25 protein-coding genes are annotated in these 26142 nt (G+C 33.1%); 9 read left to right on the top strand and 16 right to left on the bottom strand.

All coding sequences use genetic code 11. From position 1 onward, the window contains the following. Positions 1-3: 3 nt before the first annotated feature. Genes ABIN61_00335 through rpsR form a run of 3 tightly spaced genes read right to left on the bottom strand, consistent with a single transcriptional unit; the run spans position 4 to position 1187 of the window. Complete coding sequence (locus tag ABIN61_00335) at positions 4-489, bottom strand: bifunctional nuclease family protein (protein MEO0292655.1); 486 nt, start codon at positions 487-489, stop codon at positions 4-6. Then, on the bottom strand, positions 476-952 hold the full coding sequence (rplI, locus tag ABIN61_00330) for a 50S ribosomal protein L9 (protein MEO0292654.1): 477 nt from the start codon (positions 950-952) through the stop codon (positions 476-478). Before rplI ends, ABIN61_00335 begins: the two co-directional genes overlap by 14 nt. 7 nt (positions 953-959) lie before the next feature. Continuing rightward, positions 960-1187 carry a 30S ribosomal protein S18 gene (gene rpsR / locus ABIN61_00325; protein MEO0292653.1) on the bottom strand — a complete coding sequence of 76 codons (228 nt, stop codon included), beginning with the start codon at positions 1185-1187 and terminating at the stop codon, positions 960-962. A 145-nt stretch (positions 1188-1332) separates the two neighbouring features. Between rpsR and ABIN61_00320 the strand changes: the two genes are divergently transcribed. The 6 genes from ABIN61_00320 (at position 1333) to dapA (ending at position 6834) form a co-directional block, all read left to right on the top strand. Beyond that, the gene (locus tag ABIN61_00320) at positions 1333-2856 is read left to right on the top strand and encodes a T9SS type A sorting domain-containing protein (protein ID MEO0292652.1); all 1524 of its coding nucleotides are present in this window, start codon (positions 1333-1335) and stop codon (positions 2854-2856) included. A gap of 274 nt (positions 2857-3130) precedes the next feature. Next, positions 3131-3403 (top strand): DUF2007 domain-containing protein, encoded by a 273-nt coding sequence (locus tag ABIN61_00315; protein ID MEO0292651.1) that lies wholly within the window; start codon positions 3131-3133, stop codon positions 3401-3403. Between the two features lie 41 nt (positions 3404-3444). Further along, positions 3445-3831, top strand: a complete 387-nt coding sequence (locus tag ABIN61_00310; protein MEO0292650.1) for a cyclophilin-like fold protein — start codon at positions 3445-3447, stop codon at positions 3829-3831. A 22-nt stretch (positions 3832-3853) separates the two neighbouring features. Then, entirely contained in the window at positions 3854-5158 is a 1305-nt protein-coding gene (locus ABIN61_00305; protein ID MEO0292649.1) for a glutamine synthetase family protein, read from the top strand. 49 nt (positions 5159-5207) lie between these two features. Beyond that, positions 5208-5957 (top strand): 4-hydroxy-tetrahydrodipicolinate reductase, encoded by a 750-nt coding sequence (dapB, locus tag ABIN61_00300; GenBank protein ID MEO0292648.1) that lies wholly within the window; start codon positions 5208-5210, stop codon positions 5955-5957. A gap of 1 nt (position 5958) precedes the next feature. After that, on the top strand, positions 5959-6834 hold the full coding sequence (gene dapA, locus ABIN61_00295) for a 4-hydroxy-tetrahydrodipicolinate synthase (GenBank protein ID MEO0292647.1): 876 nt from the start codon (positions 5959-5961) through the stop codon (positions 6832-6834). Here the strand turns inward: dapA and ABIN61_00290 are convergent, their stop codons facing one another. The 8 genes from ABIN61_00290 to ABIN61_00255 are packed head-to-tail and all read right to left on the bottom strand — an operon-like array spanning position 6835 to position 15317. After that, positions 6835-7614 carry an undecaprenyl-diphosphate phosphatase gene (locus ABIN61_00290; GenBank protein MEO0292646.1) on the bottom strand — a complete coding sequence of 260 codons (780 nt, stop codon included), beginning with the start codon at positions 7612-7614 and terminating at the stop codon, positions 6835-6837. Then, on the bottom strand, positions 7601-8302 hold the full coding sequence (locus ABIN61_00285; protein MEO0292645.1) for a glycerophosphodiester phosphodiesterase family protein: 702 nt from the start codon (positions 8300-8302) through the stop codon (positions 7601-7603). Before ABIN61_00285 ends, ABIN61_00290 begins: the two co-directional genes overlap by 14 nt. Positions 8303-8308: 6 nt before the next feature. Further along, on the bottom strand, positions 8309-10162 hold the full coding sequence (locus ABIN61_00280) for a DUF4038 domain-containing protein (GenBank protein ID MEO0292644.1): 1854 nt from the start codon (positions 10160-10162) through the stop codon (positions 8309-8311). A 2-nt stretch (positions 10163-10164) separates the two neighbouring features. After that, positions 10165-11187, bottom strand: a complete 1023-nt coding sequence (locus ABIN61_00275; GenBank protein ID MEO0292643.1) for a CapA family protein — start codon at positions 11185-11187, stop codon at positions 10165-10167. Positions 11188-11193: 6 nt separating this feature from the next. Next, entirely contained in the window at positions 11194-12453 is a 1260-nt protein-coding gene (locus ABIN61_00270) for an endo-1,4-beta-xylanase (protein ID MEO0292642.1), read from the bottom strand. A 13-nt stretch (positions 12454-12466) separates the two neighbouring features. Next, positions 12467-14029: a bifunctional phosphoribosylaminoimidazolecarboxamide formyltransferase/IMP cyclohydrolase gene (gene purH, locus ABIN61_00265; protein ID MEO0292641.1), complete on the bottom strand. Its 1563-nt coding sequence runs from the start codon at positions 14027-14029 to the stop codon at positions 12467-12469. Beyond that, entirely contained in the window at positions 14026-14310 is a 285-nt protein-coding gene (locus ABIN61_00260; GenBank protein MEO0292640.1) for a MerR family transcriptional regulator, read from the bottom strand. Before ABIN61_00260 ends, purH begins: the two co-directional genes overlap by 4 nt. Beyond that, on the bottom strand, positions 14307-15317 hold the full coding sequence (locus tag ABIN61_00255) for an NAD(P)H-dependent glycerol-3-phosphate dehydrogenase (protein ID MEO0292639.1): 1011 nt from the start codon (positions 15315-15317) through the stop codon (positions 14307-14309). Before ABIN61_00255 ends, ABIN61_00260 begins: the two co-directional genes overlap by 4 nt. A gap of 130 nt (positions 15318-15447) precedes the next feature. On the opposite strand from ABIN61_00255, the gene dnaG reads away from it, so the two are divergent. From dnaG to ABIN61_00240, 3 genes are read left to right on the top strand one after another with little or no spacing between them, the layout of a single operon-like run. Continuing rightward, on the top strand, positions 15448-17121 hold the full coding sequence (gene dnaG, locus ABIN61_00250) for a DNA primase (protein ID MEO0292638.1): 1674 nt from the start codon (positions 15448-15450) through the stop codon (positions 17119-17121). A 1-nt stretch (position 17122) separates the two neighbouring features. Next, entirely contained in the window at positions 17123-18682 is a 1560-nt protein-coding gene (locus ABIN61_00245; GenBank protein MEO0292637.1) for an RNA polymerase sigma factor RpoD/SigA, read from the top strand. Position 18683: 1 nt separating this feature from the next. Next, positions 18684-20933 carry a C25 family cysteine peptidase gene (locus ABIN61_00240; GenBank protein MEO0292636.1) on the top strand — a complete coding sequence of 750 codons (2250 nt, stop codon included), beginning with the start codon at positions 18684-18686 and terminating at the stop codon, positions 20931-20933. Here the strand turns inward: ABIN61_00240 and ABIN61_00235 are convergent. The 5 genes from ABIN61_00235 to ABIN61_00215 are packed head-to-tail and all read right to left on the bottom strand — an operon-like array spanning position 20927 to position 26109. Next, a complete protein-coding gene (locus ABIN61_00235) occupies positions 20927-22981 on the bottom strand; it encodes a tetratricopeptide repeat protein (protein ID MEO0292635.1) in 2055 nt (684 codons plus the stop codon). The two genes, ABIN61_00240 and ABIN61_00235, sit on opposite strands and share 7 nt — an antisense overlap. After that, the gene (locus ABIN61_00230; protein ID MEO0292634.1) at positions 22978-24321 is read right to left on the bottom strand and encodes a sugar transferase; all 1344 of its coding nucleotides are present in this window, start codon (positions 24319-24321) and stop codon (positions 22978-22980) included. The genes ABIN61_00235 and ABIN61_00230 overlap by 4 nt, the downstream gene beginning before the upstream one ends. Beyond that, positions 24318-25184, bottom strand: a complete 867-nt coding sequence (locus ABIN61_00225; protein ID MEO0292633.1) for a glycosyltransferase family 2 protein — start codon at positions 25182-25184, stop codon at positions 24318-24320. The genes ABIN61_00230 and ABIN61_00225 overlap by 4 nt, the downstream gene beginning before the upstream one ends. Beyond that, entirely contained in the window at positions 25181-25909 is a 729-nt protein-coding gene (locus ABIN61_00220; GenBank protein MEO0292632.1) for a polyprenol monophosphomannose synthase, read from the bottom strand. Before ABIN61_00220 ends, ABIN61_00225 begins: the two co-directional genes overlap by 4 nt. After that, on the bottom strand, positions 25906-26109 hold the full coding sequence (locus ABIN61_00215) for a DUF2905 domain-containing protein (GenBank protein ID MEO0292631.1): 204 nt from the start codon (positions 26107-26109) through the stop codon (positions 25906-25908). The genes ABIN61_00220 and ABIN61_00215 overlap by 4 nt, the downstream gene beginning before the upstream one ends. Positions 26110-26142: the final 33 nt, after the last annotated feature.

The following is a 26142-nucleotide window of genomic DNA, read 5'->3' as shown; positions in this document are numbered from 1 at the left end:
TTACTACATCCTGAATTTTCCAAAATCCTCTGGCTTAATATCCTCCATATACTTTCTAATATCCTGGAACTTTTTACTTTCGTCAAGATCCAGTCTGATACCCCCTTTTTCCATAACTTCATCCTTGACGTAAATCGGGACTTTATTCTTAGAAGCTAAAGCAAGTGAATCGCTTGGCCGCGAATCTATCTTGAAAATTTCATTATCTTTTTTAAGATAAATTTCTGCAAAATAAGTGTCATCTTTCAAGCCGGAAACTACAACCTTCGAAATTTCCACCTTCAAACCCTTTAAAACATTTAAAATCAAATCATGGGTTAAAGGTCTTTTAAATTTCTCATTTTTTAACCCTTGGGATATTGCTTCTGCTTCAAAAGGTCCTATCCAAATTGGGAGAACTCTCTTCTTCTCTGTCACGTCCCTTAAAAGAACTACAGGAGTGTTCGAAGTTCTATCAATTGCAATACCTGCAATTTTAACTTCTATCATCTCCCTCCTCCTTAGAAGAGTTATCTTCTTCTACAATTAAGTTAATACTTGTTTTTACATCTTTTAAAAGATTGAGTTGTATTTGATAAGAACCTGTTTCTTTTATAGCCTCATCTAATTCTATAACCTTCTTATCTATCTCGTAACCTTCTTTTCTTAAGAGCTCTACAATATCCTGCTTCGTCACAGAACCATATAATTTACCATCCTTTCCTGCTTTCACTTTAATCTTGAACTCTTTCCCTTCAATCTTTTCCTTTATCTCACTAGCCAATGTTACCATCTTCTTATATTTAACTTCCTCAAACTTTCTCTCTGCTTCAATCCGAGCTCTATTAGCAGGAGTATTAGGAATAGCAATATTTTTGGGTATTAAGTAATTTCTTGCATACCCATTAGCTACTTTCACAATCTTTCCTCTTTCACCTAAATGTGGATGATCTTCTATAAGAATAACTTCCATAATGCACCTACCACTCTAAAGATCTAACATAAGGCATTAAAGCGATTTCTCTTGCCCTCATTATTTCCCTTCTTAGCTTTCTTTGATGCTTTGGACAAACCCTCGTCACCCTGGAAGAAAGTATTTTACCACTAGGGCTAACAAACTTATTTAATAATTCTACATTCTTGTAATCAATCACTTCTGCCCCATCCTTACAAAAACAACAATTATTTTTTACTTTCTTGCTTGACACCAATCTCCTCCTTTTCTATTTTAATAAAACCAAATGTCTCTTTTTTAATTTACACACATTGGCAAGATAGTCAAGCCCCCATATAAAAATTCTCATCTCTCAAGATCAATTGACAAAACTAAAAATCAATATAATATTTTAAAAAATGAGAAGTTTATTAAAATTAAGGGTTGGGGTTATTTATTTATTTTTATTCATATTCTCTAAAAATCTCAACGGACAGAATGCGGTTGTAATAAACCTAGACAGCACACACCAAATAATAAGAGGTTTTGGTGCCGCAAATATCCTTCCCTGGAGACCAGATATGACTCCATCTGAAATCGAAACAGCTTTTGGAACAGGAGATGGCCAACTCGGATTTTCAATCCTTCGAATTCGGATTCCATATAGAGAGAGCGAATTCAACCTCAACGTTCCTACCGCCAAATTGGCACATTCTTTTGGTGTAAATATTATCGCATCCCCCTGGACACCACCTCCAGAGTTTAAAACAAACAAAAGTCCAGTTGGTGGTGAACTTTTAGAAGATTATTATGACGATTTTGCAGCTCATTTGGATTCATTTGCTACTTATATGGCAGCAAATGAAGCTCCAATATACGCTATATCAGTTCAAAATGAACCAGATATTAATGTTCCTTATGAGTCATGCAGTTGGAATGCTTCACAAATGGTGAAATTTATTAAAGAAAATGCTTCTTCAATTGGAGTCAAAGTAATGGCCCCAGAATCCTATCATTTCAATAAAGCATTTTCTGATCCTATCTTAAATGATCCAGATGCTTGTGCAAACTTAGATATTGTAGCAGGGCATATCTATGGGGGTGGTCTTGAACCATATCCTCTTGCCGAACAAAAGGGAAAGGAAGTATGGATGACAGAACATCTTGATACGATTTTCACCTGGAAAGCCGCTCTTCTAACAGGAAAAGAAATTCATGATTGCTTAGTTTCTGGAATGAGTGCTTATCTTTGGTGGTATATTGTGCGATTTTATGGTCCAATTAGCGATGGAGAAAGAAATAGCGGAAACAAGGGAGAGGTTACAAAGCGTGGATTCGTTATGTCGCAATTCTCCAGATTCATTCGCCCAGGATATCTGAGAATCAAATGCAATGATAACCCCCAAAATGGTATTTATGTTTCTGCTTATAAGGACAGCACCTCTTCAACTATAGTTATTGTTGCAATAAATCTTTCCATATATACAAAAAATCTAACATTTGTTTTTAAAAATGGCGCTGTAAAGGCATTTATACCTTATGTCACTTCTAAAACGGAAAACTGCTCCCCTAAGAACCATATAGTAGTAAAAAATGACAGTTTAAATATTACCTTACCAGAAGGGAGTATAACAACTTTCGTCTCCTCGGATTCAGGTATAGAAGAAATTGTAACTACGCCATCTTTCAAGTTATTCCAAAATTGTCCAAATCCATTTAGTCATTTAACAGAAATCAAATTCGAAATCCCAAAAAGTTCTTTTGTTTCTTTAAAAGTTTACAACCTTCTTGGGGAAGAAGTAGCTGTGATTGCAGAAAGAGAGTTTGAAAGCGGTATACATTCAGTAAATTTTGACGCTTCGTCTCTTACAAACGGACTCTATTTCTATACATTAAAAGCTGGGGATCTAATAGACTCTAAGAAATTGTGTATTATAAAATAGAAAGATTTTCTTTAAAGGTAAAGTTAATTTATCTCTTCTTTGTGATTTGACAACTATCGGTGAGAATAATATATTTATTCCTATTTGCTTAAGAGGAAGATTCCTATTCCCTTGGAGGTTGAAACTCGAAGGAAAAAAGAAAAACAAACCAAACACCTATTTCATTAATTTTTCTCATATTTACCTCCTTTTATAAAAACACCTTTTCTCTCCCTATTGACTTTTAAGAAGATAACAATAAAAATAGTTATAAATAAAAAATTAGAGTGAAAAAATGAAACCAAAAAACTCTAAAAAGAAGCTTAATAAAAATCAAAAAAGAAGACCTACCCTTAGATATATCTGGAGTCTCCTTCTAAGAACAAATCCTCAGGAAGGAGAAATAATAAGGGGAAAATTAGAAAGCTCCGGTATAAAAGTTAGATTAGAACAGGAAGCCATTGGTAAAATTTCTGGGTTTACTTTAAACGGACTTGGAGAAACAAGGGTCTTTGTCCCTAAAAGTAGGTTAAAAGAAGCGAAGAAAATATTACAAATTAATTTTTGAAGTATTGACTGAAGTGAAAAAGAATATATTATAATATAATTATGGAAACAAAAAGGATTAAAATAACTTCTGAAAGTATAGGAGAGGTTTACGCTACCTTAACAGACGAAAATCCAAATACAGTCAGAGCCTTTTGTCTCTCTTTGCCTATTGAAGGAAGAGCAAATTTATGGGGAGAAGAAATATACTTTAGAATTCCTGTCCCTGTAACAAAAGAAAACGGAAGAGAGGTTGTAGAAAAAGGAGAAATAGGTATTTGGGTTGAAAGCCCTTCTTTTTGCATATTCTTCGGGAAAACTCCTGTAAGTGGTGAAAATGAAATTCGTGCTTATAGCGAAGTGAATATCATTGGGAAAATCGAAGGGGATCCTGAAGTTTTCAAAGCTGTTAGGCAGGGAGAGATTATAAGAGTTGTAAAGGCAAAATAATATCTTTGATTTTGGAGGGAAGATGAAGGAAAAAGAAGCTCTATCTTTATTGGAATCTGGAGAAGTAAAAGCAATTCGTTTGTGGTTTACTGACATTTTAGGAAGGGTAAAAGGATTTTCAATCAGCTATAAAGAAGCAAAGAGGGCAATTGAGGAAGGGATAAACTTTGATGGTTCTTCAATTGAAGGTCTTGTGAGAATTGAAGAATCAGATCTTACCGCAAAACCAGATCTCTCCTCTTCTTATATCTTCTTAGATGAAAACGGAGCAAAAACCATAATATTTATCTGCGATATATATTATCCAGATGGGACACCAGTAGAATCTTCTCCAAGATACATTCTTAAAAAAATTATAGAGAAAGTCAAAAAAAAGAGCTGGGATTTTTTTGTAGGCTCAGAACTTGAGTTTTTCTATTTTTCAGATAAAATCCTTCAAACTCGGGACACAAAAGGCTATTTTGATGTTCTTCCTTACGATAAATATGACGAAGTTTCAGAAAAGATTGTGAAAATTTTAAATAATGTAGGAATAGAAGTTGAGGTAACTCATCATGAAGTTGCAGAAAATCAACACGAAATAGATCTTAGATATGAAGAAGCTCTAAAGATGGCAGACCACATTCAGGTGGCAAAATACGTCATAAAGGAAACAGCAAGAGAGAAAGGAGTCTATGCAACATTTATGCCAAAACCTATTTTCGGATTTAACGGTTCAGGACTTCATCTCCATCAGTCTTTTTTCTCTAATGGCAAGAATATTTTTTATGATGAAAAAGACGCTTATCGGCTTTCGGACATCGCCAAGCATTACACAGCTGGGCTTTTAAAATATGCTAAAGAAATAACTGCTGTGACAAATCAATGGGTAAATTCATATAAGAGACTAGTCCCAGGATACGAAGCTCCAGTCTATGTATCTTGGGGTAGGCAAAATCGCTCTGCACTTATAAGAGTCCCGTCTTTTAAAAGGCCTTCTTCTTGTAGAATAGAATATAGAGCTCCAGATCCTGCGACAAATCCTTATCTTTCTTTTGCGGTTATGCTTGGAGCGGGTCTAAGAGGAATTAAGGAAAAAATTCTCTTACCAGATCCTGTAGAAGAGGACATTTATACTCTTTCCTGGGAAAGAAGGGAACAACTTAAAATTGATGTTTTACCTGACTCTCTTTATTCTGCAATCCAAATTACAGAGAAAAGCGATTTAGTTAAGGAAATTTTTGGAGAAATTTTTTTCGATAAATATATAAGAAACAAAAAGGCAGAATGGGAAAACTATAGAATCCAGGTAACAGATTACGAGCTTGAAAAGTATATATCTTTATAACCTTGACTTTAAAATAATTTTTGTATATTAAGATTAAAAGGAGAATAAGATGAAAATTGCAATAGTTGGATATGGCAAGATGGGTGAACTAATAGAGAAACTTGCAAAAGAGCAAAATTTTGAAGTAACTTCAACCATAGATCCCTTTGTTAGCTCTGCTAAATTTAAAGAATTAAATAAAGAATCCCTATTTGGAGCCAATGTTGCTATAGACTTTTCAGTTCCAGAAGCAGTCCCATATAACATTGAAAAGTATATTACTTATGAGATTAATGCTGTAGTAGGAACGACTGGTTGGTATGAGCATCTAAAGGAAATTCAAGAAAAAGTAGAAAAAAGTAAAATTGGAGTAATATGGTCAGGAAATTTTTCCCTTGGAGTTAATATATTCTTTAGAATGATAAGATCAGCTGCAGAATTAATGGATAAATTCCCTATTTATGATATAATGGGATTTGAGCTCCATCATAAAAGAAAAAAGGACAGTCCTTCTGGAACTATGAATATGATTGGGGAAATCCTTTTAGATTCTGTTAAAAGAAAGAAAAAAATAGTTACAGAAAAACTTGATAGAAAAATCTCGGAAGAAGAAATTCATCTCGCTTCAGTTAGAGGTGGAAGTATTCCTGGCACCCATGTGATTATTTTTGATAGTGATGTGGATACAATTGAATTAAAACATATTGCGAGAAGCAGAGAAGGGTTCGCAGTGGGTGCTTTAAAAGCAGCAGAATGGATAAACGGCAAAAGGGGATTTTTTAGTATTGATGATATGATGAATGAGATAATAGGAGGTTAAAATGTTTCAAGGTGTTTTCACTGCAATAGTTACACCATTTAATGAAGATGGAAGTGTTTGCGAAGAAGATCTTAAGAGATTGGTGGATTTTAATATAGAAAATGGAGTCACCGGTATAGTTCCTATGGGAACAACGGGAGAATCTCCAACCCTTAGTCATGAAGAACACTTAAGGGTAATAGAAGTTGTTTGTGAACATGTAAATGGAAGAGTTCCAATTATAGCGGGAACAGGTTCAAACTCTACAAAAGAAGCTCTTTATATGACCTCAAAGGCTAAAGAATTAGGAGCAAATGCAAGTCTTCAAGTAGCCCCTTACTACAACAAACCCACCCAAGAAGGGCTTTATCGTCACTTTAAGACAATTGCTGATGAAGTTGATCTCCCAATGTTTATATACAATATCCCTGGAAGAACAGGGGTGAATATTGAACCTAACACAATAGCTAAATTGGCAGAGCATCCAAACATAATAGGAGTAAAAGAAGCCTCGGGAAGTCTTCCTCAGATGATGGACATTATAAAAAACACACCTCCCGAATTTATTGTTCTTTCAGGGGATGATAATTTAACTCTTCCTTTAATGGCTGTGGGTGGAAAAGGGGTAATCAGTGTTGCAAGTAATATTGTGCCTGATAAAATGAGTAAAATGGTAAAAGCTGGACTGGAAGGAAATTTTGAGGAAATGAGGAAACTCCATTACGAACTCTTACCACTTTTCAAGGCAGAATTTATAGAAACAAATCCAATTCCGATAAAAACAGCTCTGGCTATGAAAGGAATGATAAAAGAGGTCTTTAGGCTCCCACTTTGTGAAATGTCGGCGGCAAACAAAAGTAAACTCAAGGAAGTTTTGATAAATTTAGGGATAATATAGTTAGATAACTTTTTTTAGGATAAGAATTAAAAATAAAGCTCCAATTAATATGCGATACCAGCCAAAATAGGCGAACCCATATCTCTTTACAAAAGCAAGAAAACCTTTCACCGCAATCCAAGCGAAAATAAAAGCAGTTCCAAGACCAATTCCAAGAAGTAATATTTCTTCAACATTAAATTCTAAGGGGGTCCTCAATAGATCATAACCTGCTGCGGCAAACATTGTTGGCACTGCAAGCAAAAAAGAAAATTCTGTAGCCTGTTTTTTATCAAAACCATTAAAAACACCTCCTACAATCGTTGCACCTGCTCTTGAAACTCCCGGAACCATTGAAATACATTGAATAAGTCCAATGAAAAAAGAGTTTTTCAAAGGAATATTCTCAAGTTCATCGTATTTAGAAACTTTGCCTTCTACTTTCTTATCTACAACAATCAAAATAATTCCCCCTAAAATCAACGAGATAGAGACAACAAGAGGGTTAAAAAGATATGATTTTATGAATTTATAACTCAGAAAACCCCCAATTATTGTTGGAATAAATGCAATAAAAAGTTTTTTATATATCTCTAAACTTTTTAAAAATCGCTTTGCATATATCAAAACAATCGCCATTATTGCTCCTATCTGAATGAATATCCCAAAGGTCTTTAAAAATTCATTATTTTTTATCCCTAATGCTGCGGAAGTTAATATCATATGGCCTGTAGAGGAGATGGGCAAAAATTCTGTAAGTCCTTCAACAATTGCAACAATAACCGCTTCAAAAATTGTCATTATGGTTCACCGCCTTAGTTTTCAGAAGAAATAAACCTGGAAAATCCGTTATAATTCCATCAACTCCTAAAGAAAAAAGCTTATTAGCGAGATCTTCCCTATTAACAGTAAAAGCAAAAACCTTTTTTTTCAAAATATGAGCTTTTTCAACAATTTCTTTTGTTACAATTCTTTCCTCAGGAAGAATAAAATCAACAGGTATTTCCTCTGTCAAAATCCATAATTTCTCTAAATATTCTTCAAGTAGTAGACCAAGCTTTAAAGAGGGATTCAGTTCCTTTATTTCCATTAACAACTCAGGATAAAAGGAAATTATAGTTACATTTTTTTCAAAATTATTTTTAACGATTATTTGATTCACCTTCTTTGGAGTACCTGGAGCTTTTAACTCTATAAGAAGATCCATCCTCCCTTTACAAAAATCAATAACATCCTGTAAGGTTGGAATTTTTTGACCTTCTCCACAATTCAATTTTTTTAATTCAATTAAACTCATCTCTCTAACAAATCCTTCCCCGTCAGTAACCCGAGAAACTTCTTCATCATGAAACACAACAACTTCTCCGTCCTTAGACAATCTCACATCCAGTTCAACCACCTTACAACCAATTTCAATAGCTTTTTGAAAAGAAAGTATTGTATTTTCTGGCGCATAACCTGCTGCACCCTTATGGCCAATTATCATCATAATCTTTCAAAAACAACTCACAATTTTTGCCGCCCAGTCTATCGTTAGAGGATTTTCTCCATCCGGAAAAAGTGGAACTTCCAATATTCCGTTCTCATCCGTTTTAATCTTTATTCCTTCCTTCCATTCTCCATTTCGAGGATTAAACCAATAGAATAGATACCAACTATTCTTCTTAAAACCACTCAATTTAGGAAGCTCAGCTCCAATTTCAAAATAAAGAAAAGCAACATCTTTCTCTGGGGTTCGCATCATATAAGACCATCCATCAAGACCTTCTTCAAGACTCTCTTTAGCCTTCCTTGGATGAATATCTTCGCTACAAGGTTCAAGTTTCTGATATTTACTTCCCTCGGACAAGATAAAAGAACTTAAATACTTCATATAAGTTCCCGATTCAAACTTCAAAGCCTCCCAAAAATGTGGTCTAATCCCTTTTGGTTCTCCTATTGTTGTAATATCATAAGCACCTGTTCCATAAACGTGTCCTGCAAGAGCTCCAGAGAGAACCGAGCCATACATTTGAGCTCGAGCAAAATAATTATCTCTAAAAGAGTTTGGATAAGGACTCTCCCCACCCGGTCTATTTATTTCGTGATTCCAGCCTGCATAGTAAGGCTCAAGATTTATAGCTGGATACGGAGGTTTCAAATTAAATAAAACTTTTATTGAATCGGAAACACGATGATCTCGAGGTTTATTTCCTACACTATGCATATTAAGCCAAGGGCAACTTTTTCCATGACCAAACTGAGTGTAAGTAGAATTATTAATTAGTGTTGTATACGGTTGTCCAAAAGGAAGAGAACCATATCTTTTAAAATGATATGTTAAAGCTTCATTAAACTCTTTAGCTGTAAGACTATATTCTTTTGGAATCCAATCAAGATGTATCCCACTAAATATTATATTATAAGCTCCATATCTTGAGATTAAATATTGAACATACCGAGAGAAAGATTCTTTAAAATTAAAATAAGCTTTCCAACTGGGACAATTATCTCTCCGGACAGTTTCCAAAACAGGAACAAAACCCTGCATGGAGAGATATTGTATTTTTTTATCAAGGCTTTTAAAATATTCGGGATTTATCCTATCAAAATCTGCAACTCCTTTGTGTTCTCTTGAAAGAAAGAAAGGGAGATTTCCATATTCATCTCTCATATTTTTAGCCGTTAGTTCTCCATTAGGTGTGTAATAATCGAATTTCTCCCACGCATTTCTTGTATATATCCCATTTTCATCTGCATAAGTGTGGGGATTACAATCTGCTTCCCAATTTGGAAAGCAAGCAATCATACTAATAGAATTGTATCCCTGCTTCTTCCGATAAGAAACGGCATCTTCAAAACCAATTCCAGGTCCAGGAATATAATTCTCTTGAGGAGCACATCCTCTAAAAGGGAGCCTCCAAGTAGCTCCTGCAAGCCAAGTATCCCCAATCAAGAAGAAAGGAGTCCCATCAGCATATTGGAGAGCATGTCCACCTGAACTAGTACGAATAAACCCCCGTCTGTTAGGATTTTGTATTTTCTCTTCCAAACTCCAATCTACAGCATAAAATTCACCTTTATGGTTATTAAGCCCTCTATCGCTAAGCTGATTTGAACCGCTTTTCCACTTCCATTTCCCAGGCTCTGTTGCGACAAAACGAACAACGAAAGTATCCCCTCCATTCCAAAAACCATAAATCCTCTTTGAAAAATTAGGTCCCTTTAGGTCTATCCAGAACTCCACCTCTACATAAGGATTTTCATAGTCTTTTTCTGCATTAAAAATAAGTTCTTGAACCTCCCATAAATGAACAAGAGCTCCATTTTTTGGAGAAGAAACGATAAGAAGTAATTCAAGAAAAAACAAAATTACCTCCTTTCCATTCTTGGATAAATCTCACCGTCTTCAAGAATGGTTGGACAACTCTCTGGAAAATCTTCTTCTGAAAGTTTTCTTATTAGTTTTGCTGCTTTAAAAGAAGAATCAAGTTTAGGATAATTATAAGGCTTCTGAACTGCAGAATAAATCTTTCCCTTCTTAAAAGCACCAACCGAATCCAGTTCTACCTTTAAAATTGGAGCATAGCCAAGCTCACCCACCACATTAAATCCCCAAGTACAGAAATTCCCAAGGCTATAGGCAATAAGACGTTCCTTATATATCTCAATTGCTCTCGGAACATGTGGCCCATGCCCCCAAACGAAATCTGCTCCACTATCAACAACCGCCCTAGCAAACTTAACAACATTTCCTCTTGGTGAACCCATAAAATATTCAAAAGTATCATAAGTATGTAAAAACTTAGTGCCTTCTCCACCTCCATGAAAAGAAACTACAACAATATCGTTAGTTCTTGAGTATTCCGCGACAATTTTCTGAGCCTTTTTAATATCAAAAATAGAATTTGAATTAGGTGAAGTAGAAAAACAAATAATTGCTATTTTTAAATCTTTTACATTAAAATTTCCAACTTTTCCGTAAGGACCTCCATATTGAAGACCGAAAGAATTTAATGCTTTTATGGTCTCTTGAATTCCCGTATAACCAAAATCATTCATATGATTATTTGCAAGATTTAAGAAATCAAAACCAGAAAGAGCAAGATTTTCCGCCCACTCTGGAGGAGTTCTAAACGCATAAACTTTCCCTCTTTCTATTTTCTTTTTGCAAGTTCCTCCTTTAAGAAGAGGACCCTCAAGATTTCCTAAGGTTATATCCCCTTTCTTTAAAATAGAATCAACATTCTTAAATAAATCCTTACCATTTTCAGGCGGCAATTTTCTATAAGGATAATCAGAACCCATCATAATATCACCGGTAGCTATAATTGAAATTGAACGGGGCAAAAGAGGAAAAGAAAAAAGAAGAAGTAAAAACCTCCAATTAAACATATTGTATTAAAAATTCACTTCTATAAATTTATCTTTTTTGCTTAGAGTTACCTTCTTTGCTTCTCCTCCTGAAGTAATTAAATAATCTCCAAAAAAAGCACGGGTTTTAAAAATCCCTTTATCATCCGATTTTCCAACAACATTAGTCCACCATTTATTAAAAACAAGGTCTCTATAAGCCAAAGCTAATGGCGTTGGAGACCAATCTTTCTTCCACATAGCAGTTTCAGGAACCCAATGACCTACTTCCCAAAATCCCCACATAATAATCGCCTCAACACTTGGATGAGCAAAGAAAATTGGGAAAAACTTTCTTAGCTCAGAAGCCTTATCTTCTTCTGTGTTACCTATAAAGAGACATTCTGTTATTTTTATTGGTAGATTAAATTTAGCAAGTCTATCAAGGGTTTTCTGAACATGCTCTGGAGTTGTAATTGCCTTTCCTTTTGAATTATTTGGATTAGATGTAATAAAATGACCCTGACAACCAATCCCACCTATAGGAACTCCATTTGCAAGAAGATTTTCTATCTGCGTTATATAAGCATCCGTATTATAACCTCCCTCCACAAGAATTCCATAATCATTAACATACAGAATCACATTTGGATTTGCAGATTTTGCCGCATAAGCCATTTCATTAATAATTCCATAACCTAAACGCCTACGAAAGAAATCTCCATGTATCATCTCATTATTCAAATCAAATTCTTCTATTCTGCCTTTAAAATGTTCTACCACACTAATTGCTCTTCTAATCACAGCTCTCCGAAGTTCATCATTATTCAATTCCTTAAGCCATGGCATAATATATTTGTCTTTCTCCCAGAAAATACAGTGACCTCGCATAGGAATCCCAAGTTCATTGCACAGCTCCCATATTCTATCTGCAAGATAATAATCTACAACCCCTTTCTCTCTTTCACAGTCATACCATTTCAAAGCATTTTCATGGACTGCATAATTAAAGTTCTCTTTAAGAATCTTTAGAAACATCTTCCTATCTTTTTCGGACATTGCATTTTCTGATTTTTCTGCAAGATTATCTGTAATTGCAGTTCCAAATAAAAATTCATGCCGCAATTGCTGAACTTTAACCTCTGTATGGGGGGTTGTCTTTACTATTATCTCTCCCATTCTAATTTCCCTTATCCTGGCATCTATAGCTTCTGGAGTAATCTTTGCCTTAATATCATCTTCAGAAAAAGAGCAAAGTGGGAAAACCATCACAAAGAAAATAATCCAGAATATTAATTTAATCTCCATATAACCTCCTTTCTCAATGTCTAAAGTGTCTTCTCCCTGTAAATAGAAGAGCAATGTTATGCTCATTCGCAGCTTTAATAACCTCTTCATCTCGCACAGAGCCACCAGGTTCAACAATAGCTGTAATTCCCGCCTCTTTTGCAAGATCAATTGAATCTCTAAAAGGGAAAAATGCATCGGAAGCCATAACAGAACCTTTTGGATTATGTCCATGCTTTTTCGCTTTAAGAATTGCAAATTCAACCGCATCAACTCTTGAAGTGTGCCCTCCTCCAATTCCAATTGTTTTAAGATCTTTAGCAAGAACAATTGCATTTGACTTAACCCATTTTACAACCTTCCACGCAAAATCAAGTTCCTGTAATTCCTCTTTTGTCGGTTCTCTCTTACTAACTACCTTCCATTCGGTATAAGGCTCTATAGATGAATCATTTTCTTGAACAAGGAGAGAACCAACTAAAGAAAAAACCTTTTTATAAGAAAATCTTGAAAATAGCTTTTTACTAGCCTCTAAAATTCGCAAATTTTTCTTTTCCTTAAGCTTAGAGAGAGCCTCTTCCGAATAACCAGGAGCTATTAAAACCTCAAAGAAGGACTCAATTATCGCCAAAGCAAGCTCAAAGTCAACTTCTCTATTTGAAGCAATAATCCCTCCAAAAGCAGAAACCGGATCTGATATTTTAGCCTTTTTAAACGCTTCAAGAATTGACTCTCCAATTCCAACACCACAGGGTGAAGAATGCTTTATAATAGCAACACAGGGTTCTGTAAATTCAGATACAACTCCAACAGCCGCATCAGTATCCATCCAATTATTGTAAGACATCTCTTTACCGCCAAGCTGTTTCGCATCAACAAGACTAATATCACTATGAATAATGCGGTATAGAGAACTCTTTTGGTGAGGATTTTCTCCATAACGTAAATCTATTAGTTTCTCACCCTCAAGGAGTAATCTATTAGGAAATTCGGAACCTTCTCCAAGCAATTTTGCATAATAATCAGCTATAACTCTGTTATAAGAGGCTAAAAGCCTAAAAGCTTTCTCAGCCTGTCTTTTTCTATACTCAATGGATATAAAACCTTCTCTCTTTTTAAACTCTTGAAGAAAAATTTCATAATCCTCTGGAGAAGTAAGAACAAGACAAAATTTATAATTTTTAGCTCCAGCTCGAAGTAAGGAAGCCCCTCCAATATCAATCAATTCTATCATTTCTTCTTCAGAAAGCCCATTTTCTAATCCTTTTTCAAAAGGATAAAGATTAACCACAACAAGATCTATGGGCTCAAGACCAAGAGTTTCTAATTCTTCAATGTGCTTATTATTTTCTCTATTCACAAGGATAGAAGCAAATATTTCCGGTTGTAGTGTTTTTACTCTACCTCCAAGTAATTCAGGAGTCCTGGCAATCTCTTCCACCTTTTTCACTCTAATTCCAGCCTCAGAGAGAACTTTATAAGTTCCAGAGGTAGAAATAATCTCAACACCTGCTTTTTCTAATTCCCGAGAGAGTTCAACAATTCCCTTTTTATCATAAACAGAAATAAGAGCATTTTTAATTTTTAACTCATTCATTGTAAAATCCTCTTTAATTCTTCTAATTTCCTAATAAGATCCAGTTCTCCCACTTTACCTGAAAGATGTTTTTTAGCACCATCTAAGGAAAGTTTTTTTTCTCTCAATAGATATTTAATCTTCTTCAGCAATTCAATATCTTTTTCGGAATAGAGTCTTTTCCCTCCACTTCCTCTCCTTGGTTTAAGTTCCTTAAACTCTCCTTCCCAAAATCTTAAAGTAGACTCGCTCTCGCCTAAAAGATTAGAAACTTCTTTAATTGTATAAAATAATTTTTTCATTTTTTCCACTCCTCCTTTAATTCTCTTTTCATTAAATCTCTCATTGAATCAAAAGGACTTTTCCCCTCATATAAAACAGAATAAACTTCTTTTGCAATAGGCATTTCTACCTTATATTTATTAGAAAGGGCAACAATTGATTTTGTGGTTCTAATCCCTTCCACAACCTCCACCATTTCAGAAAGAATCTTTTCAACAGATTCTCCTCTCCCCAGTCTCTCTCCAAAAGTCCTATTCCTTGAATAAGGAGAAAAAGAAGTAACTATAAGGTCCCCAAATCCAGAAAGACCAGCAAAAGTTTCCTTCCTCCCTCCCATTTTTTCTCCAAGTAAAGAAAGCTCAGCCATTCCTCTTGTTATAAGAGCTGCTTTTGCATTCATACCAAGACTCATCCCATCGCATATTCCCGAAGCTATAGCATATACATTCTTAAAAGCTCCACCAAGTTCCACTCCAATAACATCTGAAGATGTATAAACTCTTAACTTATCAGAAGAAAGAAATCTCTGAATTTTTTTGGCTTTTTCTAAATTAAAAGAAGCCGCAACAAGAGAAGTAGGAACTCCCATCACAACCTCCCTCGCAATTGAAGGACCAGAAACAACAACAACTTCTCTTTTCTGAGAGGGAATTTCTGCCTCTATTATCTCCGAAATTCTTTTTAAAGAATCTGGGTCTACTCCTTTTATAAAACTTGCGACAATCTTATCTTTATCAATATAACTTTTAAAAAGAGAAGCAATTTCTCCTACAAATTTACTAGGTAGAACAAAGAAAATAAAATCACAATTTTCTGAAAGTTCTTTTGGCTCATTAGTAATGAATACACTTTCAGGAATCTTATATCCAGGCAGAAACTCCTTATTCTCTCTCCATTTTTTAAGATTATTAAATCTTTCCCTTATAGGCTCGAAAAGCTTAACTTTTTTACCTTGAGAATCAAGAATTAAGGCAAGGGTTGTTCCCCAATTTCCAGCTCCAATAATTCCTACATTTGAATATTTCATAAGTTTTTCTGAATTTAATAATTATCGTTTGTAAGTCAAGGGAATTATTCATTATCTGATTAAATGAAAATCTATTAATTTCATAAAAATGGGCTTGCGGAAGTCATCAAAAAAGATAAAATTTATCATTATGTCCTTTTCTAATGAAGTTGTAACCAGAATAAAAGAAAGTATAGAAATTGTGGACCTTATTGGAGACTATCTAACTTTAAAAAAAGTAGGCAAAAATTATGTGACCAATTGCCCTTTCCATAAAGACGATACCCCTTCTTTTTATGTTTCTCCTCACCTAAACGTATTTCACTGTTTTGGATGTGGAAAAAGCGGAGATGTAATCTCATTTATAATGGAATTTGAAAAAGTTCCTTTTGTAGAAGCATTAAAAATTTTAGGGGAGAAAACTGGAATTAAGATTGAGAAATTTGAAGGAGAGAATGAAATCCTATATTCAATCCACGAGTTTGCAGCGAATCTTTACCATAAAGAACTTTTAAAATCCAAACCTGTTCTTGAATACTTAAAAAAAAGAGGAATAAAAGAAGACATAATAGAAGAATTCAAATTAGGTTTTGCCCCACCAGGTAATTTCTTTCTATCTAATGCAAAAAAAGAATTCAAAATTCAAGATCTATTAAAGAGTGGGCTTATAAAAAAAAGCTTAGAAGAAATCAAAGACACATTCTTTCTAAGACTCCTATTCCCTATTTTCTCTTCCTCCGGTAGAATTATTGGATTTGGAGGTAGAAGGTTAAGCAAAAACGGTCCTAAGTATCTTAATTCTCCAGACACACCAATTCATAAAAAAGGTAAAAATCTTTATAGTTTGTGGCACACAAAAGAGGAAATAAGAAAATTAGAAAAGGTTATTCTTGTCGAAGGATATTTTGATTTTCTTTCTCTTTATCAATCAGGATTTAAAAATACTGTTGCCTGCTTAGGAACATCTTTAACAATGGATCAAGCAGAATTACTTTCAAGATATGCTAAAGAGATCTTCCTTTTTTTCGATGAAGATATAGCAGGTGAAGCAGCTACACTTAGGTCTCTTGGGATGCTTTTAGGAGAAGGATGCAATGTAAGAATAGGTAAAATCGAGAAAAAAGATCCTGCAGAATTAATAGTAAAAGAAGGCAAAGAAGCTTTCGAAAAAGCAATAAAAGAATCAACCGATTTTATAGAATGGCTTCTGGAAAAGGTGCGAACCAAATATCAATTAACTTCTCCCTTTGAACTCTCAAAAGCCATTGAAGAAATTAATAATTTTCTTCAATCTATAAGAGATAGAACAAAACAGGAAATATATAAAGATTTTTTATCAAAGAAACTTGCAATAAGTAAAGAAATGTTTGGTATAAATAAGGAAGTAAGTAGAAAATCCACTTCAATTAAAAAAATTAATATTAGTGAAAGAGAAGAACTTGAACTATTACTTATTTATTCACTTTTAGAGAATCCAAAAGAGAAAGATAAAGTTCTTTCTATAATAGATGAAGAATACATCAAAAATCCCCATTTAAAGAAATACTTTAGGTTAATAAAAGAAGGGATAGAAGTAAAGATAAAAGATACAATAGAATCATTGCCCCAGCCTTTTATAGATTACCTTATAAAAAAAAGCGAATTCCCTTCTCCTTCTCCAATTTCTCAGGCTTTGGGGTTAAAAAAATATCATTTAGAGGAATTAATAGAACAAAAATTATTAGAACTCCAGAAGCTTAAAGAAGGAGACGAAAAAGAAACATTATTATGTGAAGAAATAGCTAAACTTACAGAGGAAAGAGAAGCTATTAAAAAGGAGGGGTAAATTGAGAGAGAAAGAAATAATCTTATCAAAATTTTTAAATCTAATGGAAGAAGAGATTCCTTTGAATGAATTAATAGAAAGAATAGAAACATTTGAAGATGAACCAAACGAAGAAACCTTTACCTCAAAGAAAGAAAAAAAGGCTTCCTTAACAAGTGATAGTGAACCTTTTAAGCTTTATCTAAAAGAGATAGAAAAACTTTCCCTTCTTACAGAGGAAGAAGAACTTGAACTGAAAGAAAAATTAGAAAAAGCTTGTGTAATGCTCACTCAACATTTGAGTAGGGTTATCCCTGTAATAAATGAATTTTTGTCTTTTGAGAAAAAAATTAAAAGAAAGCCATCTTTTATTAAACAGTTTTTATATTTAGATAAAAATAGAATTAAAAAACACAAATTAGATAAAGAAAGAAAAAATTTATTGAGATTAATGAAGAATATTGGAAGATATAAAATAAAACTGGAAAAATATAAAGAAGCTTATCTAAGAACTCAAAAAAATATTTACAAATTTAAATATAAAAGATATGAGGATGCAATAATAAAACAAATCCTAAAAATCAGAATCCAACCAGTTTATTTAAAAAAATTTATAAATTTAGAAAAAGAAATATACAATAAGTTTGAAAATCTAATCCTACAAAACAAAAAAATAGAAGAAGACCTAAAAATAGAACTATCTCAGGAAGAGAGAGAAAAAATAATCCATAAAAAAGAAGAGTTAAAAAATGAATTGGAGAAATTTCAATTTGAAATCCTTGCGAGTTGGGAAGAAGTTTCCAATACAAGAAAAAATATTGAGAAGTGGGAAAATTTCTTCTCTTATATAAAGAAAAGATTGATTGAAGGAAATCTTCGGTTAGCTTTTTCAATAGCGAAAAAATATAAAAGATTGAGTCTTAGTTTTATGGATCTTATCCAGGCTGCAAATACAGGTCTTGTAAAAGCGGCAGATAGATTTGATTATAAGAAAGGTTATAAATTCTCAACCTACTGTATTTGGTGGATCCGACAATCTATAATAAAAACTATTGCGGAGCAACTTGAATCTTTTTCCCTACCTATCCACGCATTGACTCTTCTTAACAAAATAAAGAATTCAAAAAAGAAATTTTTAAAAAAGAGTGGCATTCTCCCTTCCATAGAAGAAATATCGGAAGATATTGGAGTCTCAGGAGAAAAGATAAAATTCGCAGAAAACTTAAAAGGGGCAACGAAATCTTTAGATGACCCCATTATGGAAGATGGAAAACTCCTATTTGGAGACACAATTTCAGAAGAAAGTGTCCCTTCTCCAGAGAAGAAAGCACTATTAAAGTTATTAAGCGAAAATCTTCTTGAAGAGCTAAAAATCCTCTCTCCTCGTGAAAGAAAAGTCTTAGAACTAAGATATGGTCTTTTAGATGGGGAAAGCAAAACCCTTGAAAGAATCGCTTCAATGTTTAATATTTCAAGAGAAAGAGTAAGACAAATAGAAGAAAACGCTCTTCGCAAATTAAGAATGGGACCAAACAGAAAAAAACTAAAAACATTTTTCCATATGTGGGCCGAGGAGCTTTAAAGTGGTTTTAATAATTCTTCTAATAGGAAAATGGTTAACTCTAAACGGAGAATTTCAGCATTCTATAATTGAAGATAATTCTGAAAGGATAAAAGTTGAAGTTTCTTTTTCAGGATTTTTTTTAGATACAATTGTAATAAATGGAAAATCTTATAGTAAAATTATAATGCCTGGGGCTTTCAATTATTTACAAAAAGGATATCCTTCAACTCCAAGAATTGCTAAAAGTTTTATAGTTCCTACTGATAAAAAAGAGATAAATTTTAGGATTATTGATAAGGACTTCATTAATATTAAAGCACCTCCAATTATTCCTTCTAAAGGAAATATATATCGAAGTATTTCCCCTTCCTCAATCCCATATTATTTCAGTGATTTTTATTCCTCAAAAGATACTTTCCCATCTTCTTGGGTATATCTTTCAAAACCTTTCTTTATGAGAGATTTCAAAGGAATAACGGTTTACATTAATCCAATCCGGTACAATAGAGAAAAAGAAGAAATTCTCGCTCTTAAAAAAATAACTATAGAGCTATATTTTGAGGGTGAGATAGAAGTTTCAAGATTTTCAGAAGAGAAAATATTCTTAAAAACGATGGAAAATATATATAAAAATTTCTTTATAAATTTCAGTGAGAAAAAATTGAGATACAAAATTATTGAAGAAGCTCCTGGCAGAATGATTATCCTTACCCCACAAAAATATCTATCTGAGCTTGATTCTTTTGTTACTTGGAAAAGAAGAAAAGGTATACCCACAGAAGTTTATCTCTTAGAAGAGATTGGGAATGATGTCTCTTCAATAAAAAATTTCATTAAAAAACAATATGATAGCTTAGGGATCACTTTTTGCCTTCTTGTTGGAGATGGAGACGAACTTCCTCCTCCAAAAGGAACGATTGGTCTTTCCGAAAATAAAGATGCAGATCCAACTTATGCTTATGTTAAAGGAAATGACTACTATCCTGAGTTTTTTGTAGGAAGATTCTCTTCAAATGGAGGATCAAACCTAAATATAAGGAAACAGGTAATGCGGAGTATTAAATATGAAAGAAACCCTGAGGAAGGAGCAGATTGGTATCATAAAGGATTAGGAATTGCGAGTAATGATTACGATCCTGTTGACTCCATATTGGATAAAAAAAGATGTAATTGGTTAAAAGATACCTTACTTTATAACATCCCTCCTTATTTTACTTACACATCTATTGACTCAAGTTACGATCCTTGGGGGACAAGCTCCAAGATTGCAAGTGTTATAAATTCTGGTGTATCAATAATAAATTACATTGGACACGGTTCAGTTAATGGCTGGGCAAGTGGAGGAGGGTTTTCTATCAGTAATATAAATTCTCTTAGAAATTATTGGAAACTTCCACATGTGATTTCTGTAGCCTGTTATACAGGAGATTTCAATGGGAAAACCTGCTTCTCTGAAGCAGCCCTAACCAGTGGAACTATAGAAAATCCTACAGGCTTTATTGTTATTTTAGCCCCCACAATAGAGCAATCATGGATTCCACCTTGCATTGGACAAGAAGGAGCTATTAATCTCCTTGCTCATTATAAAGCAAATACAGCAGGAGGAGTTTATTTTAACGGTCTATGCTATATGATAGAACAATGTGGTGATTCCATTGGAGGAGAAATTGCAGAAACATGGCACATTTTTGGAGATCCTTCTCTTCAACTTAGAACGGATACTCCAAAGAAATTCAAAGTAACCTTTCCAGATACAATCTACCTTGGTCTTCCAGATCATGATATAAAAGTTTATGAAGAAAACTCATTAAATCCAGTTAGAGGAGCTTTGGTCTCTTTATATAGAAAAAGAGATAACCTAATAAAATCAACCTATACAGATTCAACAGGTAAAGCTATTATTACATTCTCTCAAAAAGATAGCATTTCATTTACAGAAAAATTTTATTTAACAATTACTCACTTTAATTATAAACCATACTTAGATTCAGTTTGGGGCTCCACTCCAATTTTCTCCTCCAAAATTACCTCTTCCATCACAAATGGAATTTTAGAAATAGAATATAGAATTCAGCCCTGGAGGGAGATAGACTTTTTAATTTACGATATTACCGGAAGAAATGTTATTCATAAAGTAGAATTTGATGGTTCTGGAGAGTCAAAGACCACAAAAATAAACTTAAATAACCTTCCCTCTGGCGTTTACTTTTTAATAACAAAAACAAATAACACAACTCTGCATTCTCAGAAATTTATTTTAATTCACTGAGATTTTAAATCTTTTATCAAATTCTCAAACAGTTCCACTTTATCAGTCTTATTAAGTCTTATTGCACATTCTCTCCCTTTTTCTAAAACCTCAATCTTACTTTTCCTATCTGTAATCTTATTAGCACTTTCTAAATACAATTCAAGAGCTTCTTCATCGTTTAATTCGCAATATATAGTGGCTTTAAAGGAAAGAAGCTCTCCCGTTTCTTTATCTCCCAAATTTTTCAATCCTTTATTTAGAATCTCAATTGCAGTTTTCAAAGCACCTTCCTGGAAATATGTTTTTGCAAGAAGAAGATAAGTTTTCCCTATATAATCCGAATCCGGAAATTTCTCTATAATATTCCTAAGAGGAATTCGAGCCTCTTCTAAAAAACCTAATTCTTGATAAAGCAAGGCGATTTGATATAAAGAATATGGTTTAAGGCTATCTGTAGAAACCTTCTTATAATATTCAATCGCTTTTTTAAAATCCCTCATTTTTGCAAAATTCTCCCCGAGCTTCAAGTAAATCTTTTCTTTCAAATCAGGTTCTCCTTCTATATTGTTCTCAAGAAGCTCTATAGCCTTAGGGAATTCACCCATCTCTTCATAAACTCTCACAGCATTAAACAAAGCTTCTTTAGCCTCAAGGGATCCCGGATAATCAAAAAGCACTTTTTTATTAAATTGAATTGCCAGATCGTATCTCTTCGCTACCTCATAATACTCTGCTATTTTAAGAAGAAGAGAAGGTGTTCTAGGACTTTTAGGATATTTTTCCACAAAAACCTTATACATATGTATTTTTGTAGGGAATTCTCCTCTTCTCCATCTTATTTCCAAAATCTTATATTGTGCCTCATCCAACAAATCCAGAGAAATTCCTTTTAGCGACAATATCTCTTTATAACATCTATAAGCTTTGCCAAATTCTTCCTTATTTAAAAAAATTTCTCCAAGATATTTATAAGCGATTGGTAACCACGAAGAAGAAGGATATTCTTTTAAAAGTAACTCAAACCATCTAATTGCTTCGTCTTCTTTATTAAGAAGAAAATTAATTTTGCCGAGTAATAAATAAGCATCATCTCTAAGAGGAGAAGAAGGATATTTTTCTACTATTTCCTTAAAGTAGTCAATACTTTCAACTTTCCCTTGTTTTAATAGAGCTCTTCCTATCCGATACAAAGCATATTGTTTAAGTTCTCCCTCTTTATAGATATCAAGGAATTTTTTAAATAATGAAACACTTTGAGAATACTCTCCAAGTTGATACATACACCAACCTGCTCCAAAAAGCTTATGAGTTTCATAAAAAGGAAAGCTGTCAGAAAGAAAAATTTCTAAGGCTTTCTCCATTTTTCCTTTCTTATAATAAGCCTCTCCTTTTAGATAATTAGTAAGAGGGGTATTTATAGAAGCCCTTTCCTGAAAAGAAATAAGACTATCAAATTCAGAAAGTTGAAATAAAGTAGCTATAATATATACTCCTGTAAGTTGTGTTTCTTTTATTTTATAAGACTCTCTAAAATAGTTTAAAGCTCTTCTATATTTTCCTCCCTCATAACAAAGATATCCTCTACCAAGAAAATTCTGCCATAAAGGTATAGAAGCCTTTCCAAGCCAATCCAAAATTTTTAAAGAATCCTCTTCATAAAAGACAAAATAAAAACCAAGAGAATCAGGAAACTTATTTATAATTTCTTTTTCAATTGGATTTCCAAGAGAAAGAGTATACAAATTTTCTAAAAAAAATATGTATTCCCACTCATCTATCTTCTTAAAATTTGAAACTGCTTTCTCAATATCACCCTTTAGGTAATTAATAACACCCTCAAGATAAATTGCTTCCTTTTTTCTACCATAAAAAGAAGCTTTTTTCAACTCCCGAGAAGCTCTATCAAAATCTTTAAGTTTTATATCAATTACGGCAAGATTTAAATAAGCTTCTCCCTTTTCTACAAAAGAAGGCTCCACAGAAAGAGGTAAAATATACTCTTTTCTTAATTTATATAATTCTTCCTCTTCACCAGAAAAAACTAAGATCAAAAAAAAGAAAATCAATAAGCTCCCCTCCCAGATATTAACGCTGGAATTGTTTTTAAAAGGATAAGAAAGTCAAGACTTAAGGACCAATTATTTATATATTCTAAATCTAACCTCATCCATTCTTCAAAAGATAAGTCCGAACGGCCCTTTATTAACCAAAGAGATGTTAAGCCTGGCTTTATCGCAAGTCTTTTTCTCTGCCAATCTTCATACTCTTTCACTTCTTCCGGAATGGGAGGTCTTGGTCCTACAAGTGACAAGTCACCCCTTAGCACATTAAATAACTGAGGTAGCTCATCAAGGCTAAAACGTCTTAAAACTCTACCCACCTTTGTAACTCTTGGATCATCTTTTATTTTAAAAACAACCTTATCCATTTTATTTAAATAAGCAAGACTTCCCTTCATTTCATCAGCATTCTCAAACATTGTCCTGAACTTAAACATTGTAAAAATTTTGCCCTTTAGTCCTACTCTCTTCTGCTTATAAATTACAGGACCTTTTGAAGTCAATTTTATCGAAACCGCAATCACGAGAAATAAAGGAGAAAGGACCATTATTGCAATAAAAGCGACTATTCGATCAAGTAGATATTTAATAAAAAGTTGGGCATAAGAAGTAGGAGTAGGATGAAAAGTAATAAGAGGAGATCTAAATAAATTCTCAACAGAAACAAAACTCCTAAGATTACCAAAACTTCCTTTTAAATAATAACTAACTGTTACGCCAAGGTTTTCTAATTTAGGAATATATTTTTTATATTTTTCTTCAGTAATTATCACCCATTCAATTACCTCTTTATGTAAAAATTCTGAAAAATCAATCGGAACTTTACTAAATATTTTTATTATATTAATCCCAAAAAAATCATGAAGAGAAAATAACTCTTCTATCTCTTTTGCTTCTTTTTCTTTCCCAAAAACAACAGCTCTTATTGAATTCCTCTTTCCTTTTGAGATTAACTCTCTATTAATTATTAATAGAGTTATCCCCAGAACACAAAAGACCAAAAGAGCAATACGACTTTGATTGAACAATTTAAAATAATAAAGAACAACTATGTAAACAGCTATTGTTAATAAAAAGCTAAAAATAGTTTTTAAATAAAAATTATGCTTATCCAAAGGGAATCTATCCAAAGTTAAATTATTAAAAGCTATCGCTGGAGGAAATGTCAAAAGAAATATTGGGAAAATTCTCAAATAATAATTTAAATACCATTCCCACTCTGGAATTTCTCCATAAGTAGGGAAAAGAGCTCTTGTGAAAACTGCAATCCAGTAAGTAACAATCAAGATTATTATATCAGAAAAGGTTATCGTGAATCTCAGAAAATGCTTTCTCTCTTGAATCACTCCTTCATCTCCTTTAAAGAGAAGAAAAAGAAAATAAAGAAAAGCCTTGTTAAAAGAAAGAAGAATAGAAGGAAAAGGATAGGAAAATTATAACCCATATTTTTCCGCAGATAATAAAACATAGAAATATTAATAGCAATTTTTGCTTTCAATTTTTCTTTATCTGTGCTTGCTCCTAATTTATGATAGAAAATAGCCTCTGGTAAATAAGCTATTTCGAACCCATTCTTTCTCAACCGGAAGCAAAAATCAGTGTCCTCAAAATAGAGAAAAAATTTCTCATCAAAACCACCAAACTTTTCAAAAATTTCCCTTCTAAAGAGCATCACAGCTCCTCTCACACAATCAGGAAATTGAATCTTGGTATAATCAAGCTCCGTCATTAAATATCTCCTTGATATAATATTATTCGGGAAAATCTTTCGCAATAGAGACTCTCTTCCTCCAAGGACATTTAAAATTGTTGGAAACTTTCTGCAGGAGAGTTGAATAGAACCATCAGGATAAATAAGTTTTCCTGTAACTAAACCTACTTTCTTATTTTTCCTCAAAAACTTAATCAGTTTATCTATAGCATTTTTAGTTATCTTAACATCAGGATTTAAAAACAAGATATAGGGAGAGGAACTTAACCTTGCTATTTGATTACAGGCAGAACCAAATCCTACATTCTTTTCATTCAAAATATATTTTATTTTTTTTCTTTTAATATTTTTTAAAAAATCTTTGCTACCATCTCTTGAGTCATTATCAACGACAATAATTTGATAGTTACAATTTGGGGGATTTTTAAAAATTGAATCTATGCAGCTCTTTAACTCATCTTTCGTATTATAATTCACAATCCCAATCGTAAGGGTCATATTTTCTTAATAAGTCTAAAAAAACCCAATCTCCAAACTAACCAAAAAGCCTCCCAGATAATTTTTTTAGACATCTTAGAATTCCCAACTCTCCGCTCTACAAAAACAATCGGCATTTCCTTAATCTTAAATCCTTTCCAATAACCATAAAAATGTATCTCTATCTGAAATCCATAGCCTTCAGCTTTAACCTTATTTAGATCAAGAGTCTCAAGAAAAGTTCTCTTCATTCCTTTAAAACCACTAGTTAGATCTGAAAGAGGAACTCCTGTCACTTTCTTCGCAAAAAGATTTGCGAAATAGCTCAAAATTAGCCTTGAAATCGGCCAATTGATAACATTTACCCCTTCCTTATATCTTGACCCAATAACAAGATCCACATCTTCCTTCTCAAGAACCTCACGAAAGATCTTAAGATTAGAAGGATCATGCGAAAAATCAGCATCCATTTCAAAAACAAACTTGTATTCCCTCTCAAGAGCCCACTTAAAACCCGCAATGTATGCACTCCCTAATCCCATCTTCCCTTCCCTTTTGATTAAATGAACCCTATCTTTTTCTTTTTTCTGAATTTCTTCCACTATCTTCCAAGTTCCATCTGGAGACGCATCATCTATAACTAAAACTTCAAACTCCTTTCCTTGCCTCAAAACTTCCTTTATAATTGAAGAAATATTTTCTTTTTCATTATAAGTTGGAATAATAACCAAAGAATCTCTCTTCAAGGTTTACTCCTTAATATAAAGAAAATCAAATTGAGAAGGATTGTCAAAATTATTGAAATCAATATACAAGAAGAAAGGGGAAAATAAAATGTAAAGTTTTCTTTTTGAATCAAGATATTCCCAGGCAAACGAGAAAAAAACGGAATTTTTGCAAATAGAATAATTAAAATTCCGGTTATTACAAGAAAGGTTCCAATCATTAAAAGGGGCGTATCCATCTTCATAATAAATTA

This window comes from candidate division WOR-3 bacterium (assembly GCA_039804165.1).
Taxonomy (GTDB): Bacteria; Hydrothermota; UBA3072; order UBA3072; family UBA3072; genus JAFGHJ01.
Note: the sequence above shows the minus strand (reverse complement) of the source record. Positions and strands in the feature narration are given on the sequence as shown.